Annotated in this window: 15 protein-coding genes; 12 read left to right on the top strand and 3 right to left on the bottom strand. The window is 60.0% G+C overall.

The window, feature by feature from the left end:
• Nucleotides 1-29 precede the first annotated feature (29 nt).
• The 10 genes from ACZRJ6_RS08265 to ACZRJ6_RS08310 all read left to right on the top strand — a co-directional run bounded on the left by ACZRJ6_RS08265 (nt 30) and on the right by ACZRJ6_RS08310 (nt 14,520).
• On the top strand, nt 30-479 hold the full coding sequence (locus tag ACZRJ6_RS08265) for a type VI secretion system amidase effector protein Tae4 (RefSeq protein WP_463967598.1): 450 nt from the start codon (nt 30-32) through the stop codon (nt 477-479).
• Nucleotides 476-916, top strand: a complete 441-nt coding sequence (locus tag ACZRJ6_RS08270) for a hypothetical protein (protein ID WP_463967597.1) — start codon at nt 476-478, stop codon at nt 914-916. The genes ACZRJ6_RS08265 and ACZRJ6_RS08270 overlap by 4 nt, the downstream gene beginning before the upstream one ends.
• Nucleotides 910-1,425, top strand: coding sequence for a type VI secretion system baseplate subunit TssE (tssE, locus tag ACZRJ6_RS08275; RefSeq protein WP_463967596.1), 516 nt, complete (start codon nt 910-912; stop codon nt 1,423-1,425). The genes ACZRJ6_RS08270 and tssE overlap by 7 nt, the downstream gene beginning before the upstream one ends.
• On the top strand, nt 1,422-3,281 hold the full coding sequence (gene tssF, locus ACZRJ6_RS08280) for a type VI secretion system baseplate subunit TssF (protein WP_463967595.1): 1,860 nt from the start codon (nt 1,422-1,424) through the stop codon (nt 3,279-3,281). Before tssE ends, tssF begins: the two co-directional genes overlap by 4 nt.
• The gene (gene tssG / locus ACZRJ6_RS08285) at nt 3,245-4,288 is read left to right on the top strand and encodes a type VI secretion system baseplate subunit TssG (RefSeq protein ID WP_463967594.1); all 1,044 of its coding nucleotides are present in this window, start codon (nt 3,245-3,247) and stop codon (nt 4,286-4,288) included. The genes tssF and tssG overlap by 37 nt, the downstream gene beginning before the upstream one ends.
• Nucleotides 4,281-6,959: a type VI secretion system ATPase TssH gene (tssH, locus tag ACZRJ6_RS08290; protein ID WP_463967593.1), complete on the top strand. Its 2,679-nt coding sequence runs from the start codon at nt 4,281-4,283 to the stop codon at nt 6,957-6,959. The genes tssG and tssH overlap by 8 nt, the downstream gene beginning before the upstream one ends.
• A 132-nt stretch (nt 6,960-7,091) precedes the next feature.
• Nucleotides 7,092-9,032, top strand: a complete 1,941-nt coding sequence (locus ACZRJ6_RS08295; protein ID WP_463967592.1) for a type VI secretion system Vgr family protein — start codon at nt 7,092-7,094, stop codon at nt 9,030-9,032.
• A 15-nt stretch (nt 9,033-9,047) separates the two neighbouring features.
• Entirely contained in the window at nt 9,048-9,482 is a 435-nt protein-coding gene (locus ACZRJ6_RS08300; protein ID WP_463967591.1) for a DcrB-related protein, read from the top strand.
• A gap of 12 nt (nt 9,483-9,494) precedes the next feature.
• Complete coding sequence (locus tag ACZRJ6_RS08305; protein WP_463967590.1) at nt 9,495-13,889, top strand: RHS repeat-associated core domain-containing protein; 4,395 nt, start codon at nt 9,495-9,497, stop codon at nt 13,887-13,889.
• Nucleotides 13,890-13,905: 16 nt separating this feature from the next.
• The gene (locus ACZRJ6_RS08310; RefSeq protein WP_463967589.1) at nt 13,906-14,520 is read left to right on the top strand and encodes a DUF6707 family protein; all 615 of its coding nucleotides are present in this window, start codon (nt 13,906-13,908) and stop codon (nt 14,518-14,520) included.
• 327 nt (nt 14,521-14,847) lie between these two features.
• Here the strand turns inward: ACZRJ6_RS08310 and ACZRJ6_RS08315 are convergent, their stop codons facing one another.
• From ACZRJ6_RS08315 to ACZRJ6_RS08325, 3 genes are all read right to left on the bottom strand, one after another.
• Nucleotides 14,848-15,123, bottom strand: coding sequence for an HU family DNA-binding protein (locus ACZRJ6_RS08315; RefSeq protein ID WP_003177201.1), 276 nt, complete (start codon nt 15,121-15,123; stop codon nt 14,848-14,850).
• A gap of 191 nt (nt 15,124-15,314) precedes the next feature.
• Complete coding sequence (locus ACZRJ6_RS08320) at nt 15,315-16,463, bottom strand: NAD(P)/FAD-dependent oxidoreductase (protein ID WP_463967588.1); 1,149 nt, start codon at nt 16,461-16,463, stop codon at nt 15,315-15,317.
• A 51-nt stretch (nt 16,464-16,514) separates the two neighbouring features.
• Nucleotides 16,515-16,682 (bottom strand): rubredoxin, encoded by a 168-nt coding sequence (locus tag ACZRJ6_RS08325; protein WP_032856748.1) that lies wholly within the window; start codon nt 16,680-16,682, stop codon nt 16,515-16,517.
• Between the two features lie 196 nt (nt 16,683-16,878).
• Here ACZRJ6_RS08325 and ACZRJ6_RS08330 point away from each other — a divergent pair, with 196 nt between their 5' ends.
• Together ACZRJ6_RS08330 and ubiA are read left to right on the top strand one after the other, a co-directional pair.
• A complete protein-coding gene (locus ACZRJ6_RS08330; RefSeq protein ID WP_463967587.1) occupies nt 16,879-17,442 on the top strand; it encodes a chorismate--pyruvate lyase family protein in 564 nt (187 codons plus the stop codon).
• On the top strand, nt 17,442-18,332 hold the full coding sequence (ubiA, locus tag ACZRJ6_RS08335) for a 4-hydroxybenzoate octaprenyltransferase (RefSeq protein WP_463967586.1): 891 nt from the start codon (nt 17,442-17,444) through the stop codon (nt 18,330-18,332). Before ACZRJ6_RS08330 ends, ubiA begins: the two co-directional genes overlap by 1 nt.
• Nucleotides 18,333-18,377 lie beyond the last annotated feature (45 nt).

Genomic DNA, 18,377 nt, shown 5'->3' on the forward strand with positions numbered 1-18,377 from the left:
TCGACCTCTCCCCCTTCGGTATTTGAGTCATGGCCAAACCTTCGTTTATTAATTTGTGGAACAGCTATCCGCCCTATTCTCCTGTAGATCCTCCTGCCTGTGATGGCCCCTGGATCAACCAGTGCGCGATCCGTGTCAGCATTGCCCTGTGTGGCGAACGAACACTTGCGGTCAATTCATCGACCTACTCGGAACCCCGCTGCGCGCATGGTCATGCGCGAGGTGCAGAGTCATTAGCCAACTGGCTGTGGAAAAGAACACAAATCGGCCCTCCAAAGATCTACACCAACAGCGTGGAGGACCGTACGAAACTGATGAGCAAAAAAGGCATTATCTTTTTCAAAGACTGCTACGAGCAAAGCAGTGACACCGCTGGAAGACCGACCGGCGACCATATCGACTTATGGAACCGCGGTCAGACCCGCAGTGGTGATCTCTTTTTCAGGTCCAAAGCCATCTGGTTCTGGGAGCTCTTATGATTCGCAAATTGTTGCTTGCCACATTATTGGCAACAAGCCTGAGCGCATGCGCCGGAGAGAAAACAGGAACCTCTGCGAGCCCGCTAACGCTAACCGAGGCAGTTTTTGTGGGTCAGCCCCTGAGCCTGATAAACGACCAAGGTCAGTGCACGCTCGTCAAACCCGATCAAACCCATATGACACTTGATATGGAATGGCCTTGCCAATTCAGTCTGGACAGGGCTCTACAGTTGCGCGTCGAGATGTTTCGCGAAGTGCCGGTTTTTATGGTTGAACGCAGCGAGCACTTACCAGCACCCAGTAGGGATTGTCTGACCACTCTCCAGGCAGTGCGCCAGATCAAAGGTGCTCTGGAAGCATCCGAGGCTAACCGCATTGCCTCGTGTGGTCCTGGGCAATGGGATCAAAAAATGTATGTAGCTTTCTTTTCGTGGTAACCGAAATCGCCTCCCGCGACCGCCTGCAACCGTCTCTCCTCGACCGGTTGACCGACGACGACCCGAGCAACCCCAAGGAAAGCGCCGACAAACGCGTGCTGTCCCTGACCCAGCTGAAAACCTCGGTGCTGCGGGACCTGACGTGGTTGCTTAACACCACCTCGTTGCTCAACGCAGATGCCACGTTGCACACCCCGGCAGGTACTTCAGTGATCAATTACGGGCTGCCGGCATTGGCGGGCAACAGTGTGTCCAGCATCGACATCAGCGCCCTGGAAGCCTTGATTTACCAGGCCATCGCCACCTTTGAACCACGCATCCTGCGCAACACTTTGCGGGTGAAAGCGCGCATCGGCCACGGCGAGATGAACCACAACGCCCTGAGTTTCGAGATCGAAGGCGACCTGTGGGCACAGCCGGTGCCGTTGCGCTTGTTGCTGCAAACTGACCTGGACCTGGAGTCCGGTCATGTACGCGTGGTCAATGCCGACCAGCGGAGACGTTCATGAACCCGCGCCTGCTGGAGCTGTACAACCAGGAACTGCACCACGTTCGCGAGAGCGCGGCGGAGTTCGCCAAGGAATACCCGAAGATCGCCAGTCGGCTGACCCTGTCCGGCATGGACTGCGCCGACCCGTACGTCGAACGTTTGCTGGAAGGCTTTGCCTACCTCACCGCCCGAGTGCAGCTTAAGCTCGACGCCGAGTACCCGACCTTCACCAATAATTTGCTGGAGATCGCCTACCCGCACTACCTGGCACCGACGCCGTCGATGACCGTGGTGCAATTGCAGGCTGATCCCGATGAAGGTTCCCTGACCAACGGTTTTCCTCTGCCGCGGGACACGGTCCTGCGCGCCACCCTTGGCCGCGAAACCCAGACCTGTTGCGAGTACCGCACCGCTCACCCTGTGACGCTGTGGCCGTTGCTGGTCAGCCAGGCCGAGTACTTCGGCAACCCATCCGCCGTACTCGGGCGCCTGGCCGCCAGTGAACCCAAGGCCAAGGCCGGCTTGCGCCTGACCCTGCGCACCGGTGCCGAGTTGCCGTTCAGCAGCCTGGCTTTGGACAACTTGCCGCTGTACCTCAGCGGTGCCGACGAGCAACCATTCCGCCTGTACGAACAACTGCTGGGCAACGCCTGCGCGGTGTTCGCCCGCCAGCCTGGCGGTGATTGGGTCGAACGCCTGCCGCAAGACGCGCTGCGCTCCCGTGGCTTTGACGACGCCGATGCAGCCATGCCGGTGGTGCCGCGTGCTTTCCAGGGCTATCGGCTGCTGCAGGAATACTTCGCCCTGCCTCACCGTTTCCTGTTCGTCGAATTCGCCGAACTGAGCCGTGCGGTAAAACGCTGCGACGGCCAGGAGCTGGAGCTGATCGTGCTGTTCGACCGTCACGATCCGAGCCTGGAAGGCAGTGTCGGCGCCGCACAGTTCGTGCCGTTCTGCACCCCGGCGATCAATCTGTTCCCCAAGCGGGTAGACCGCATTCACTTGTCCGAGCGCGTCAACGAACACCATGTGATCGCCGACCGCACTCGGCCGATGGATTTCGAGATTCATTCCCTGAGCGGTATCGCGGGCCACGGTACCGGGCCGGAGCAGCCGTTCTTGCCGTTCTACGCGGTACGCGATCCGTCGCGTTACGGTCGTGATCAGGCCTATTACACGGTGCGCCGAGAGCCGCGCGTGCTGTCCAGCGACCAGCGTCGCAACGGGCCGCGCTCCACCTATGTGGGCAGCGAAACCTTCGTCAGCCTGGTGGACAGCCAGCAAGCGCCGTACCGCCACGACCTGCGCCAATTGGGCGTAACAGCCCTGTGTACCAACCGCGATTTGCCGCTGTTCATGAGCGTTGGCAACGGCAAGACCGACTTCACCCTGGCCGACAGCGCCCCGGTGCTGGCGGTTCGCTGCGTCGCAGGCCCCAGCCGCCCGCGCGCCAGCCATGCCCATGATGCCAAGGCATGGCGTCTGATCAGCCAGTTGTCGCTCAACTACCTGTCCCTGAGCGAAGAAGGCCAGGGCGCCGCCGCACTGCGGGAATTGCTGCGCCTGTACGGCGACAACAACGACGCCGCCCTGCAATTGCAGATCGAAGGCTTGCGCAAGGTCAGCAGCAAAGCGGTGACCCGCCGCCTGCCGATGCCAGGGCCTATCGTATTTGGTCGTGGGTTGGAAATTACTCTGGATTTTGATGAAAACGCGTTCCGCGGTACCGGCGTGTTTCTGCTCGGTGCCGTGTTCGAACGCTTCCTGGCGCGTTACGTGTCGATCAACAGTTTTACCGAGACGGTGATCCGTACCACCGAACGCGGCGAGATCATGCGATGGAAAGCCAAGCCCGGACGCCGTCCGACCCTGTGAGTACTCTGGACGCGATGCACCAGGAGCCCTGGGAATATGACTTCTTCCAGGCGCTGCGCCGTATCGAGTGCGAATCGCCGGATTTGCCGCGCCTGGGCCATTCCCTGCGACTGGCAGATGACCCGTTGCGCCTTGGCCAGCAGGCTGATTGCACCTTTGCCCCGGCCACGCTGGCCTCGGTCGATCCCGGCGGAGACGGCAAGCCTGCGCGGCTGGAGCAGTTCTTCTTCGGCCTCGGCGGCCCCAATGGCCCGCTGCCGCTGCACATCACCGAATACGTGCGCGAACGCCAGCGCAACAATGCCGACAGCACCAGCAAACGCTTTCTCGATGTGTTCCACCACCGTCTGCTGACTCTGTTTTACCGGGCCTGGGCCGAGGCGCGGCCGACGGTCAGCCATGATCGGCCGGATGATGATTACTGGTCCGCACGCCTGGCCGCCTTGAGCGGTCGCGGCATGCCAAGCCTGCTCAAACAAGGCCTGATTCCTGACACGGCGAAGCTGCATTACAGCGGCCACCTGTCGGCGCAGACCCGCTACCCGGACGGTTTGAAGGCGATTCTTGGCGAGTATTTTGGCCTGCCGGTGGAGATCGAAGAGTACATCGGCCAATGGCTGGAACTGCCGGAACGCAGCCGCGTCAGTGTTAGCGCCAACCAGTTGGGCGTGGACTTTTGCCTGGGCAGCCATGTCTGGGACCGCCAGCACAAGTTCCGCATCCGCTTGGGGCCGCTCAAGCTCGACGACTACATGGGCATGCTGCCCGGCAGCCAGCCGTTCAACGAACTGGTGGCCTGGGTCGCCGAGTACCTGGGCCATGAGCTGGACTGGGACCTGAACCTGATTCTTCAACAACCGCAAGTTCCGGCGTTGCAACTCAATGGCCAATTCCGTTTGGGCTTCAACACCTGGCTCGGCCAACCCGAGCACGACGCCAACGACCTAATCCTGGCCCGGCATTACGCCGAACACGCCAACACCTCAAGGAATCCAGAGCATGGGTGAAATCAGTCGCGCCGCACTGTTCGGCAAACTCAACAGCGTGGCCTACAAGGCCATCGAAGCCGCCACCGTGTTCTGCAAATTGCGGGGCAATCCGTATGTGGAACTGGCCCACTGGTTCCACCAGTTGCTGCAACTACAAGACTCGGACCTGCACCGCATCATCCGTCAGTTCAACGTAGAGCCAGCGCGCCTGGCCCGTGACCTGACCGAGGCCCTGGACCGCCTGCCCCGTGGCTCAACGTCGATCACCGATTTGTCGTCCCACGTCGAAGAAGCCGTGGAACGTGGCTGGGTCTACGGCAGCTTGATGTTCGGCGAAAGCCAGGTGCGCACCGGTTACCTGGTGCTGGGCATTCTCAAGACACCAAGCCTGCGCCATGCACTGCTGGGTTTGTCCTCGGAGTTCGACAAGATCAAGGCCGAAGCCCTGAGCGAGCGCTTTGACGAATACGTCGGCGACTCGCCGGAAAACGCCCTCAGCGCCAGCGACGGTTTCAACGCCGGCGCCGTGCCCGGCGAAGCCAGTGGTGCGATGGCCCCGAGCGCCATGGGCAAACAGGAAGCCCTCAAGCGTTTCACCGTCGACCTGACCGAACAGGCCCGTAGCGGCAAGCTCGACCCTATCGTTGGGCGTGACGAAGAGATCCGCCAATTGGTGGACATCCTCATGCGTCGCCGGCAGAACAACCCGATGCTCACCGGTGAAGCCGGCGTGGGCAAGACCGCCGTGGTCGAAGGCTTCGCCCTGCGCATCGTCGCCGGTGACGTACCGCCGGCCCTGAAAGACGTGGAACTGCGCAGCCTCGATGTCGGCCTGTTGCAAGCGGGGGCGAGCATGAAAGGCGAGTTCGAACAGCGCCTGCGCCAGGTCATCGAAGACGTTCAGGCCTCGCCCAAACCGATCATCCTGTTTATCGACGAAGCCCACACTCTGGTAGGTGCCGGAGGCGCTGCCGGTACTGGCGATGCAGCCAACCTGCTCAAACCCGCCTTGGCCCGCGGCACCCTGCGTACCGTGGCGGCCACCACCTGGGCCGAGTACAAGAAGCACATCGAGAAAGACCCGGCCCTGACCCGCCGCTTCCAGGTGGTGCAAGTGGCCGAGCCGTCGGAAGACAAGGCGCTGCTGATGATGCGAGGCGTGGCCTCGACCATGGAAAAACACCATCAGGTGCAGATCCTCGACGAAGCGCTGGAAGCTTCAGTCAAGCTGTCCCACCGCTACATTCCTGCGCGCCAGTTGCCAGACAAATCCGTGAGTCTGCTGGACACAGCTTGTGCCCGCGTCGCCATCAGCCTGCACGCGGTACCGGCGGAAGTGGACGACAGCCGTCGCCGTATCGAAGCCCTGGAAACCGAGCTGCAAATCATCGCCCGCGAGCATGCGATTGGCATCGCCATCGGCGCGCGCCAGACCAACAGCGAAGCCTTGCTGAGCGCCGAGCGCGAACGCCTCGCCACCCTGGAAAGCCGCTGGGCCGAAGAGAAAACCCTGGTGGACGAACTGCTCGCCACCCGCGCTACCTTGCGGGAAAAGGCCGGCGTGGTGGACAGCGATGTCGACAGCGACGACAGCCACGCCCTGCGGGAAAAACTGGTGGACCTGCAACAGCGCCTGAGCGCCCTGCAAGGTGAGACGCCGTTGATCCTGCCAACCGTGGATTACCAGGCAGTGGCCTCGGTGGTCGCCGACTGGACTGGCATTCCGGTGGGCCGCATGGCCCGCAACGAGCTGGAAATCGTGCTCAACCTCGACCAGCACCTGAAAAAACGCATCATCGGCCAGGACCACGCCTTGCAGATGATCGCCAAGCGCATCCAGACCTCCCGTGCCGGCCTCGACAACCCGAGCAAGCCGATTGGCGTGTTCATGCTCGCCGGCACCTCTGGCGTGGGCAAGACCGAAACCGCCCTGGCCCTGGCCGAAGCCATGTACGGCGGCGAACAGAATGTCATCACCATCAACATGAGCGAGTTCCAGGAAGCCCACACGGTATCGACCCTCAAGGGCGCACCACCGGGCTACATCGGTTATGGCGAAGGCGGTGTGCTGACCGAAGCCGTACGGCGCAAGCCTTACAGCGTGGTGCTGCTGGACGAGGTAGAAAAAGCCCACCCGGACGTGCACGAGATTTTCTTCCAGGTATTCGACAAGGGCGTGATGGAAGACGGCGAAGGCCGGGTGATCGACTTCAAGAACACCTTGATCCTGCTCACCACCAACGCCGGTACCGAGCTGATTTCCCGGGTCTGCAAGGACCCGGCAAACATCCCTGAACCCGAAGAGATCGCCAAGGCCCTGCGCCAGCCGCTGCTGGAGATTTTCCCGCCGGCCTTGCTCGGGCGCCTGGTGACCATTCCGTACTACCCGCTGAGCGATGAGATGCTCAAGGCGATCACCCGCCTGCAACTCAACCGCATCAAGAAGCGTGTGGAGAACACCCACAAAGTGGCCTTTGACTACGACGACGAGGTGATCGACTTGATCGTCTCCCGCTGCACCGAAACCGAAAGCGGCGGGCGGATGATCGACACCATCCTCACCAACAGCCTGCTGCCGGACATGAGTCGCGAGTTCCTCACCCGCATGCTGGAAGGCAAGGCGTTGGCGGGGGTGCGGATCAGCGCGCGGGATAATGAATTGCACTACGACTTCAGCGACGCGGCCTAAACGCCGCAGTACCTGTAGGAGCCGAGCTTGCTCGCGAAGAACTCGAACACGCCTCGCTGATTCAGAATGCCAGCGTCATCGTTAACGACCATCGCGAGCAAGCTCGGCTCCTACAATGAAACGGGTTAGCCAATGTTATTCAACCAAGCCTCACGCCTGGCCAAGGTCACCAGCCCCCTCGGGCCGGATGTGCTGTTGCTCAATGAAATGGGTGGCGGCGAAGAGCTGGGGCGGCTGTTCAACTTCGAGTTGCAGCTGACCTCCCTGGACTCGGCCATCGACCTCAACCAGTTGCTGGGCAAGCCTATGTGCCTGAGCCTGCAACTGGCGGACGGTGGCGAGCGCTATTTTCACGGCCTCGTCGCCCGCTGCAGCCAGAACATCGACCAGGGCCAGTTCGCCAGTTACCAGGTGACGCTGCGCCCATGGCTGTGGATGCTGAGTCGCACCTCCGACTGCCGGATTTTCCAGAACCTGAGCATCCCGCAGATCATCAAGCAGGTGTTCCGCGACCTGGGTTTTTCCGACTTCGAAGACGCCCTGAGCCGCCCGTACCGCGAGTGGGAATACTGCGTGCAGTACCGCGAGACGAGCTTTGATTTCGTCAGCCGGTTGATGGAACAGGAAGGTATCTACTACTTCTTCCGCCATGAGCAGGACCGCCATGTGCTGGTGCTGGCCGATGCCTATGGCGCCCATACCGGCGTGGTCGGTTACGGCTCGGTGCCCTACTACCCCAAGGACGAGCAGCAGCGCGAGCGCGACCATATGCACAACTGGCACCTGGCCCAGCAAGTGCAACCCGGTTCCCTTGAACTCAACGACTATGACTTCCAGCGCCCCAGCGCCAGCATCGACGTGCGTTCGGCCATGCCGCGCCCACACGCCGCCGGCGACTACCCGCTGTACGACTATCCCGGCACCTATGTGCAAAGCGCCGACGGCGAACACTACGCCCGCACCCGAATCGAGGCGCTGCAAACCCTGCACGAACAAGTAGAGTTCAGCGGCAACGCCCGAGGCCTGGGCTCGGGCAACCTGTTCAGCCTCACTGGCTTCAGCCGCCAGGACCAGAACCGCGAATACCTGATCGTCGGCGCCCGCTACTTTATTACCCAGGAAAGCCTGGAGAGCGGTGGCAGCGCGGCCTCGGCGCAGTTCGAAAGCAGCATGACCTGCATCGACGCACAGCAGAGCTTCCGCCCCCTGGCCAACACTCACCGGCCCATCGTCAAAGGCCCGCAAACGGCGCTGGTGGTGGGCCCCAAGGGGGAGGAAATCTGGACCGACCAGTACGGGCGCGTGAAGGTGCATTTCCATTGGGACCGGCATGATCAGTCCAATGAAAACAGCTCGTGCTGGATTCGTGTGTCGCAATCCTGGGCAGGTAAAAACTGGGGCTCGATGCAGATTCCACGGATTGGCCAGGAGGTAATTGTCAGCTTCCTGGAAGGCGATCCGGACCGGCCAATCGTCACCGGGAGGGTATATAACGCCGAGCAGACCGTGCCTTACGACTTGCCGGAAAATGCCACCCAAAGCGGGATGAAAAGCCGCTCCAGCAAAGGCGGCACGCCAGCCAACTTCAATGAAATCCGCATGGAGGACAAGAAGGGGTTGGAGCAGTTGTACATCCATGCCGAGCGTAATCAGGACATTGTGGTTGAGGTGGATGAAAGCCACTCCGTCGGGCATGACCGAAACAAGAGCATCGGCCATAACGAGACGGTGACCATCGGTAATAACCGCACGCGCATCGTCAAGCAGGAGGATGTCCTCTTGGTGGGCCAGCGCAAGACCGACAGCATCAGCCAGAGCTACGTCATCGAAGTGGGTGAGAACCTGCGCCTGGTCTGCGGCGAAAGCATCCTGGAGCTCAATGCCAGCGGGCAGATCAACCTCACCGGCGTGCAAATCAGCTTCTACGCCAGCGGCGATGCCCAGTTCAACACTGGCGGTGTGCTGCACCTGAACAACGGCCTGGGCCCCGGTGCCGAACCCGAAGGCCAAGGTTGCAAAAAGAGCATCGACGCCAACGTGAAAGCCGCGTTCCCACCGCCTAAAAGCTCCTGACGAGATCTGTTTTCCATGACGTACCGAATCAACGAATTCCAGTTCCAACTGCCGGCCGGCGAGCTGCAGGACGCAACGATCAACATCCTCAAGTTCCCGGAGTTGGGCACGTCGCTGATCGTCAGCCGCAGCTTCCTTGCCGAGGGTGAAACCTTGCAGAGCAACTTCGACGACCAGCTCAAACGCCTGGAAAAACAGGTGCAGGATCTGCGCTACCAACCGGGTGTTGCCGTGCGTTTGGGCGCGGCCCAGGAAGTGGAAGGTATCGAGTTGCGCAGCCAGTTCAACAAGGGCAACGACAAGGTATTCCAGTACCAGTTGGCGCTGGTGTTGCCCGGCACGCGCAAGATGCTTGCCTTGAGTTATGTGAAGGCGGACAAGCTTGGGGATGCCGAGGCGGCGCACTGGGCGACGATTAAAAACTCGTTGTCGTTCGACGCTATTTCTTGATGAGCCGCTTGTATGTCTGACGCATTATGGGCTGCCCGCATGGGCGACGCGCTGTCCCACACCTCGATGATGGCGGACATCCTCGGCGGTGTGCTGGAAGTGGCGGCCAACGTGGCGATTACTGCGCTGGCAACGGCGGCGGTCGCGGCGGCTGTGGGCGTGACCATTGCCACCGCAGGCGTGGGCGGCTGCATCCTCGGCGCGGTGGTGGGCATCGTCGTCGGCATGGCAATGAGCAAGACCGGGGCCGACAAGGGCCTGAGCAAGATGTGCGAGAGTTTCAGCAACGCACTGTTCCCGCCCACGGTGCAGGCCAACATCGCGATTGGCTCCACCGACACCTTCGTCAACAGCATTCCGGCGGCGCGGGCGGCGGGAAGTATTCCCTCGCATGTAGCACCTGCGGGGACTGAGCTTGAGCCGGGGCCAGAACCCGCAGGTGCGCCAGCGCCTGAGCCTGGTTTCCTGGACATGGCTGAGGGGTTTTTCTCGCAACTGTGGCGGCCCACCGTTGCCACACCGGCACCCGGCGCCGTGCCCCTGCCCACCGACTTTGTGCTGTGCGCCCTGCACCCACCGATGCCACCGCAGTTTCTGGCCGAGGGTTCGGAAAAGGTCACCATCAATGGTCAACCCGCTGTGCGCAGCGGCGATCGCAGTGTCTGTGAAGCGACTGTTGTTTCATCCGGGCTGATCTCCAACAACGTCACCATCGGCGGCGGCTCGGTGGTGGTGCGCGAAATTCGCAGCGGCAAGACACCGGGCGTGGGGTTGGCGATTGAAGCGTTGATGATGCTCAAGGGGGCAAAGGGCAAGACGCTGAGTAATTTGCCGTGCATGTTGCTCAACGGGGTTGGCTCCTATGCAGTGAGCCAGGCCATTGGCGCGATGAGCAACGCGGCGATGGGCTCGATGAACCCGGTGCATGCGGCAACGGGTGCCAAGGTGCTGGGCGCAGATACCGAGCTGGATTTTGTATTGCCGGGCGTGCTGCCGATTGATTGGCAGCGGTTCTATAACAGCCGGGATGAACGCCAAGGCGGAATGTTTGGTGCAGGCTGGAGCTTATCTTACGAGATCAGCGTCGAGGTGTTGTCGCACCCGGATGGCGGAGAAGAGCTGGTCTACACCGATGAGCAAGGGCGGCGGATCAACCTGGGGGCGGTAGCGTTGGGCGGTGCGATATTTAGTCCCGGCGAGGGCTTGAGCATTCGGCGACACCGCAATGGGCAACTGTTGATCGAAAGTGATGACGGGTTGTATCGGCTGTTTGATACAACGCCCGGCGCTGCTTCGTTGTTGCGATTAAGCCAATTGGGTGATCGCAACGACAACCGTATCTACCTCGACTATGACGCCGCAGGCCAGTTGGTGCGACTGCGCGATACCTTCGAGCTGGTGCAGGTGGAACTGATACGCGAGATGGGTCGTGTCAGCCGGGTTGAGCGTTTGTATCCTGATCAGCGTCGGGAAACGCTCGTCAGTTATGCCTTTGACGTTGTCGGTGATCTGGCCGAGGTTCGCGATGCCACCGGCCAGATTCAGCGGCGCTTTGCCTATGACGCCGGGCGGCGGATGGTGGAGCATCAACTGCCCACAGGGCTGCGGTGTTTCTATGAATGGGGATTGGTCGAAGGCCTTGAGTGGCGAGTGGTGCGGCATTGGACTGGTGAGGGAGATGAGTACCGTTTCGACTATGACTTGTACGCGGGTATCACGCGCATTACCGATGGGTTGCAGCGCGTAAGTACACGCCTGTGGGACACTCAACACCAGATCATTTCGTACACCGACAACCTCGACCAGACCTGGCTGTTTGAATGGAATGATGAGCGCCAGTTGCTCAGTGCTACCGACCCGCAAAGCGGTCGATACGAATACAGCTACGACGAATCCGGCAACTTGATTGGCGAGCTTGACCCGTTGGGGCACAGCGACTCGACCGTATGGCTGGCGCATTGGGCATTACCGCTGATCCGTACCGACGCCGCCGGAAACAGTTGGCAGTACCGCTATGACCCCCGTGGTAATTGCATCAGCGAATCCGACCCATTGGCCCATGTCACCCAGTACCGCTATGACGCCTATGGGCAAGTCGTGGAAATTATCGACGCCACCGGCAAAAGTAAAAGGCTGTCCTGGAACGCCCTTGGCCAACTGGTTGAACACGTTGACTGCTCGGGTTACCCGACACGCTTCAGCTACGACGACCAGGGCTATTTGCAGGTCATCACCGACGCCCTGGGCGAACGCACACAGTTCAGCTACGACGCTCAGGGGCGCTTGCTCAACAGCCAGTTGCCTGATGGACGCACAGAACATTTTCAACGTGATGCAAGCGGCCAGCTGGTGGCTTACACCGACCCGGCCGGACACACCACCCTCTATCAGCACAATGCCCGAGGCCAAGTCAGCCAGCGGACAGACGCCCATGGTCGGCATGTACAGTTCGGTTACGACCGATACGGACGGTTGCAGGCACTGACTAATCAAAACGGAGAGATTTATCGATTTGCCTGGGACGAAGGCGACCGGCTGATTGAACAGCAAGACCTTGACGGTAGTGCCAAGCGTTATTCCTACAACAAGCTGGATAACGTCTGCGTCGTCAGTGCTATTGCAGCGCCATTCGGTAATGGATTGGCGGTGGTGCCCTCCGTACCTGTCGAACCAATCATCCACCACCTGGAGCGGGATGCCGTTGGACGCCTGATTGCCAAGGTGACTACCGATGGGCGCACAGAATATGCCTACGACCCGTTGAACAGGTTGGTTGCGGTGAGTTTTGTCGACACGGTGGGAAACGAACAGAGTCTTGGGTTCACCTATGACCCCCTGGGCCAGCTACTCGAGGAGCAGAGTGCTGCTGGCAGCCTGCAGCATCACTACGACGAACTGGGCAACTTGATCCAAACGCTATTACCTGACGGGCGCTGGATCAATCGCCTGCACTACGGCAGCGGCCACTTGCACCAGATCAATCTGGATGGACAAGTCATCAGTGACTTCGAGCGTGATCGCCTGCACCGCGAGGTGTTACGTACCCAAGGGCAGATCAGCACTCGCAGCGAATATGACCGCAGCGGCAGGTTGCGAGCACGTCAGCGCCGTCAAAACGGGCAACCGTCATTACTCCCGCCAGCAGCACAGAAAACATTCGAATACGACCCGGCTGATAACCTGATCGGCAAGTTCAATCAGCAACCTGCCGCCCAGCATCGTCAGTTGCTGCACTACGATGCCAGCGGGCGGATCATCGCCAGTCAGGACAATCTGCAGGGTCAGACAGAGACGTTCTCCTATGACGCGGCTGCCAACTTACTGGATGCCTCCCTGCCGCCCCAGGGGCTGGTAGTCCATAACAAACTGCTGACCTACCAGGACAAACGCTATCGCTACGATGCCTTTGGCCGAATGATTGAAAAGCGCAGTGCGGTATGGGGCCTACAGCGCTTTACGTACGACGCCGAACATCGGCTGGTCGAAGTACGTAGCCAAAAAGGCCAGCAGGAAACCGTCGTAACAATGACCTACGACCCCTTGGGCCGACGCATCGCCAAAACTGACCATGGCAGCAGTGGCTATCCGTTGGGTGAAACCCGCTTCACCTGGGAAGGCCTGCGGCTGCTGCAAGAGCAGAAAAACAACCAGAGCAGCCTGTACCTTTACGAAGGCGACGGTTATGAACCTCTCGCCCGGGTCGATGGCACGGGTGAGCATCAAAGCGTGCGTTATTACCATAACGATCTGAACGGCTTGCCTGAGCAACTGACTGAGTCGGATGGCCGTGTGCTTTGGCAAACCCGCTATCAGGTTTGGGGTAATACGGTTGAGGAAGTTCGCGAGCCGTATTACATAGAAGAGCAGAACCTGCGATTCCAGGGGCAGTATCTGGATCGAGAAACGGGACTGCACTACAACACCTTCCGCTTTTATGATCCGGATGTAGGCCGGTTCACGACCCCGGACCCTATTGGATTGGCCGGAGGAATCAACCTCTACCAATACGCTCCAAACCCCATTGGCTGGACCGACCCACTAGGTTACAAGGGATGCAACGTCAAGGCGGGCGACGGCAAGACCCACGATATCGTCCTCGAATTGACCAAAAAGCAGTACAAACAGACCTTTGGCCACATCGCCGACGTGATCAAGGCTCGTGGCAAAAGCATCTTTACCATCGACCGCCTCGGCGCGACGGATAACCGAAAAGCCTCCTTGGCCGGTCACCCGTCAGTCAAAGCAAAAGACCGGGACGAATTCCCGATGGCGATGTTCAAGGAAGGCGGCAAGGGCGCGAGTGTCAGGTACATCGACCCTAGCGACAACCGGGGAGCGGGGTCCTCGATTGCTCATGCCCTGAGCGGCTACGACGACGGCACCCGAGTCAAAATAGTTGTGAAATAACCGATTGGAGATCCGCATGCTGATTACCGAAGCGCTTGACTCATTTTCATCTGCCAGCGGCCCGCTGGCGGATTACCTGGCAAAGGTCCCGGCCAAGTACAGCAAAACCAACAAGCTGCGCATTGAATCGCTAACCCGCCTGGCGTACCTGTTGTATGTCATTAACGAAAAAGACCTTGCGGGGCAGATCACCGCGCCGCTCTCCCGAATTCCTTTCGAGAACAACTACGACTACTGGGTATGGGTGGAGGCAGCACTGGTGCTGGATGGCACGCTGGCCAAGGAGCAGGGCAATACCGAGGTTTATGAGCCGGCATTGACGCGTGTGCTGGAGGCACTGTCTTCAGGGAATGAGCTGCAGATAACGGTAAAGCGCAATACACATGAGCGCTTTATAAAGGGTGAAACGTTAAGCCTGGAAAAAATACAGGATGCTGCCGAGGAAAAGGACTTCGTCACAGAGGGAAATCAACGCATTACTTATTTGATAAGCCTGCTGAAGATCAAGTTTTTCGACAAGCCCGAATATTATCCAAGCGAGAAAATCAACGCTGACATTAACGATAATTTAAAAAGAATAAAGGAGATTATTGGTTCGATCGGCCTGCAAAAACTCACACCATTTAAGTGATCGTCAAGCTAACAGCTACAGCGCACGGGGCCTATTGAACATTTCTAGTAATAGATCCATCGTCGTTCCTCAGTGATGCGGTTAAAGGGGACGAATCTATTTAATAACTGGGCCTCTTTACCGCCCAGTAAATAGATCTGAGAATCATCTGGCCGGCCTCCCCACCTCACAGAGGTGGCGCAAAATTCAAGGTGCGAACTTAGACTTTTGCAAAGGAGGCCAAGGGCAATAAGTAACTCGCGACCCACAAAAAATGGGCACCCGACCCAGTCGGCGTGCCCATTTTTCATTCCACGCTCGCTATGTGCGGCGCGCGTACTTCGCTACTTAAGGATTGACGCTGTCTTTCAAGAATTTACCTGGCTTGAACGCCACGGTATTGCTCGCCTTGATTTTCACCGGCTCGCCGGTTTGCGGGTTTTTGCCGGTACGGGCGCCGCGGTGGCGCTGCAGGAAGGTGCCGAAGCCGACCAGGGTGACGCTGTCCTTGCGATGCAGGGCGCCAGTGATTTCTTCAAGAACGGCGTTGAGTACGCGGTTGGCTTGTTCTTTGGTGAGATCAGCTTTTTCAGCAATAGCGGCTGCAAGTTCTGGTTTACGCATAAGTGAAGCCTCTTTGACGGTTTTTTGTTGTTATGTCCGTGCCGCTCTCTGACGGAGCAGCGCCCAAGGCGCCGCAGGCTCTACTCTGCGGCAGACGCGAGTGAGAATGGCATGCCATCGGAGCCTGCGCCAGTCTCGCGGCGACCTTTCTACGGGCAAAAGAGTGCTTATTCCGACAGAACGACCGGTATTTACGCCAGCAACGGCGGAAGCTCCTTGTTCAGCGCCAGTTTTTCCATAACGGCAGTACCGGTCAGGGCGTAGCCGAGCAAGCGACCACTGGCATCGCGGCACAATGCCTTGATATCGGCGCCCTGCCCCTCGACGCTCCAGACGCCTTCGGTGCCCCGTGGTGGTGGCGATACCACCAGCGGGCAGGCCGGGGTTTTCACGGTGACCGGCATCGGGCCGTAATTGACTGCCGTGGCGTTGCCCGCCAGCGTTTGGGCCAGGGCACGGGCACAGCTCATCAGCGGCATCACGTAGAGCAAGTTCAGGCCATCGACCTCGGCGCAGTCGCCCAGGGCGTAGATATTGGCGTGGGAGGTCTTGAGATGACGGTCGACCATGATCCCACGGTTGATCTGCAAGCCGGCGGCGGCGGCCAGGTCTACACGCGGGCGCAGGCCGATGGCGGACACAACCAAGTCACACTGGATCACTTCGCCATCGGACAGGTGGGCTTCCAGGCCTTCAGCGTTGCGTTGCAGGCGATTGAGCACCGGCCCCAGGTGGAAACGCGCACCGAGGCCTTCCAGCCCAGCCTGGACCGCTGCAGCTGCCGCCGGGTGCAGCAGCGTCGGCATGACCTGCTCGCAGGGTGCCACCAGGTCGATTTCGTAACCGCCGAGGATCAGGTCGTTGGCAAATTCGCAGCCGATCAGGCCGGCACCCAGCAGCAAGACCCGGCGCTTGCCGGCTGCCGCCGCGCGAAAACGGGCGTAGTCTTCAAGGTCGTTGATCGGGAAAATCAGCTCCGAGGCGTCGCCTTGTACCGGCACCCGCACGGTTTGCGCACCCCAAGCGAGGATCAGGTCGCGATAGGCCACCGCTTCCTCACCGATCCACAGGCGCTTGTGGCCGGGGTCGATGCCGCTGATGCGCGTATGGGTGCGTACTTGGGCCTTGAGTTGCTCGGCCATGGCCCCTGGTTCGGCCATGCTCAGGCCATCGGCTTCCTTGTTCTTGCCAAAGCCGGTGGAGAGCATGGGCTTGGAGTAGGAACGCCCGTCGTCGGCGGTAATCAGCAACAGCGGGGTTTCGCTATCGAGCTTGCGAAACTCCCGGGCCAGGTTGTAACCAGCCAAACCCGTACCGACGATGACGACAGGTGCGCTCATTCCTTTCTCCTTGTAATACGTTTTTTAAAATCGCTTCTTAAATTCAAAGAGTTAGCCGATTTCGATCATTTCAAAATCCATTTTGCCGACGCCGCAGTCCGGGCACAGCCAGTCTTCGGGCACATCCTGCCACAGGGTGCCAGGGGCGATTCCGTCATCCGGCCAACCGTCCGCTTCGTTGTAGATCAGGCCGCAGACTACACATTGCCACTTCTTCATTACTCGCTTCCTCAGGGTCCAGGCTTGTTGGCCGACAGTCTATAGATCCAGCCTTGCCGTGCGGCTCAGGGCGTTTTGTACTGATCGGGACGCACAGATGCAAGCATGTTCGACGCGCGGCCCCGGCGGCGCCCGGCAAAAGTCCGGGGCGACATGGTAAGCTCGCCGCCTCTTTTGCTGCCAATACTGACCCACTGTGCCGCACTCAATCGCCCTTCCCGATGCTTGCCAATGGCTGACCCAGAGCCTTCTAAGCCCCCTGCCCGCACCGCCCGCCCTCGACTGGCTGTTCGATGAAGGCTCGCTGACACGACGCCTGACACGCCTGTCCAATGACGCTTTCAGCGTGACGCCGTTGCTCGAAGGCTGGCAGCCGCTGCGAGACGACGAATGCGCCGCCCTCGACCTGCCTCCCTCAAGCATTGGCTGGGTGCGCGAGGTGTATTTGCGCGGCCACGGCCAGGCCTGGGTGTTCGCCCGCAGCGTGGCGGCCCGCAGCGCCTTGCAGGATGGCGGTTTGAACATGGATGCGTTGGGCAGCCGCTCGCTGGGGGAATTGCTGTTCTGTGACCAGGCGTTTACGCGCCAGGCCATTGAGGTCTGCCAGTACCCACGGGAATGGCTGCCGCAGGCCGCGCAAGCCAGTGCACTGTGGGCGCGCCGCTCGCGCTTTGATCGCGGGCCGCTGAGTGTGCTGGTGGCCGAAATTTTCCTGCCGAGCCTGTGGCAGGCGGTGCACCAACACCCGGAGAATTGCTGATGTACCAGCGTCTGCTCAAATCCTTGAACCGCCTGAACCCCAGGGCCTGGGACTTTGTTCAACTGACCCGGATGGACAAGCCTATCGGCATCTACCTACTGCTGTGGCCGACCCTTTGGGCGCTATGGATTGCCGGCAAGGGTTCGCCGTCCCTGACCAATATCATGATTTTCGTCCTCGGCGTGGGGCTGACCAGGGCCGGCGGTTGCGTAATCAATGACTGGGCCGACCGCAAGGTCGACGGCCATGTGAAACGTACCGAACAACGGCCACTGGTGAGCGGCAAGATCAGTTCGAAAGAGGCGCTGGTGTTCTTTGCGGTACTGATGACCCTCAGTTTCCTGCTGGTGCTGCTGACCAACTCCATGACCATCTGGCTGTCGTTGGGCGGCCTGGCGTTGGCCGCCAGTTACCCCTTCATGAAGCGCTACACCTATTACCCGCAAGTGGTGCTGGGCGCGGCATTTTCCTGGGGCATGCCAATGGCGTTCACCGCCGAGACCGGCAGCCTGCCGGCCACCGCCTGGTTGCTGTACATCGCCAACCTGTTGTGGACCGTGGGTTACGACACCTACTACGCCATGACCGATCGTGAAGACGACTTGAAAATCGGGGTCAAATCCACAGCCATTCTGTTTGGGGACGCCGACCGGGTGATCATCCTGACCTTGCAGGGACTGGCGCTGGCTTGCCTGCTGCTGGCGGGGTCGTGCTTTGAGTTGGGTGGCTGGTTCCACTTGGGGCTGGTGGCGGCGGCGGCGTGCTTTGCCTGGGAATTTTGGTACACCCGTGACCGGGACCGGCTGAAGTGCTTCAAGGCGTTTTTGCACAACCATTGGGCGGGGTTGGCGATTTTTGTCGGGATTGTGGCGGATTACGGATTTCGTTGAACCCGCTGGATGTGTGGTATCCGGGCCGACGCCATCGCTGGCAAG

The organism is Pseudomonas sp. C321 (genome assembly GCF_055407105.1).

Excerpts from the sequence above, each read along its gene's own strand:
- ACZRJ6_RS08265 (WP_463967598.1), top strand. The coding sequence starts at position 30 with ATGGCCAAACCTTCGTTTATTAATTTGTGGAACAGCTATCCGCCCTAT.
- ACZRJ6_RS08270 (WP_463967597.1), top strand. The coding sequence starts at position 476 with ATGATTCGCAAATTGTTGCTTGCCACATTATTGGCAACAAGCCTGAGC.
- tssF (WP_463967595.1), top strand. The coding sequence starts at position 1,422 with ATGAACCCGCGCCTGCTGGAGCTGTACAACCAGGAACTGCACCACGTT.
- tssG (WP_463967594.1), top strand. The coding sequence starts at position 3,245 with ATGGAAAGCCAAGCCCGGACGCCGTCCGACCCTGTGAGTACTCTGGAC.
- tssH (WP_463967593.1), top strand. The coding sequence starts at position 4,281 with ATGGGTGAAATCAGTCGCGCCGCACTGTTCGGCAAACTCAACAGCGTG.
- ACZRJ6_RS08295 (WP_463967592.1), top strand. The coding sequence starts at position 7,092 with ATGTTATTCAACCAAGCCTCACGCCTGGCCAAGGTCACCAGCCCCCTC.
- ACZRJ6_RS08300 (WP_463967591.1), top strand. The coding sequence starts at position 9,048 with ATGACGTACCGAATCAACGAATTCCAGTTCCAACTGCCGGCCGGCGAG.
- ACZRJ6_RS08305 (WP_463967590.1), top strand. The coding sequence starts at position 9,495 with ATGTCTGACGCATTATGGGCTGCCCGCATGGGCGACGCGCTGTCCCAC.
- ACZRJ6_RS08310 (WP_463967589.1), top strand. The coding sequence starts at position 13,906 with ATGCTGATTACCGAAGCGCTTGACTCATTTTCATCTGCCAGCGGCCCG.
- ACZRJ6_RS08315 (WP_003177201.1), bottom strand. The coding sequence starts at position 15,123 with ATGCGTAAACCAGAACTTGCAGCCGCTATTGCTGAAAAAGCTGATCTC.
- ACZRJ6_RS08320 (WP_463967588.1), bottom strand. The coding sequence starts at position 16,463 with ATGAGCGCACCTGTCGTCATCGTCGGTACGGGTTTGGCTGGTTACAAC.
- ACZRJ6_RS08325 (WP_032856748.1), bottom strand. The coding sequence starts at position 16,682 with ATGAAGAAGTGGCAATGTGTAGTCTGCGGCCTGATCTACAACGAAGCG.
- ubiA (WP_463967586.1), top strand. The coding sequence starts at position 17,442 with ATGTACCAGCGTCTGCTCAAATCCTTGAACCGCCTGAACCCCAGGGCC.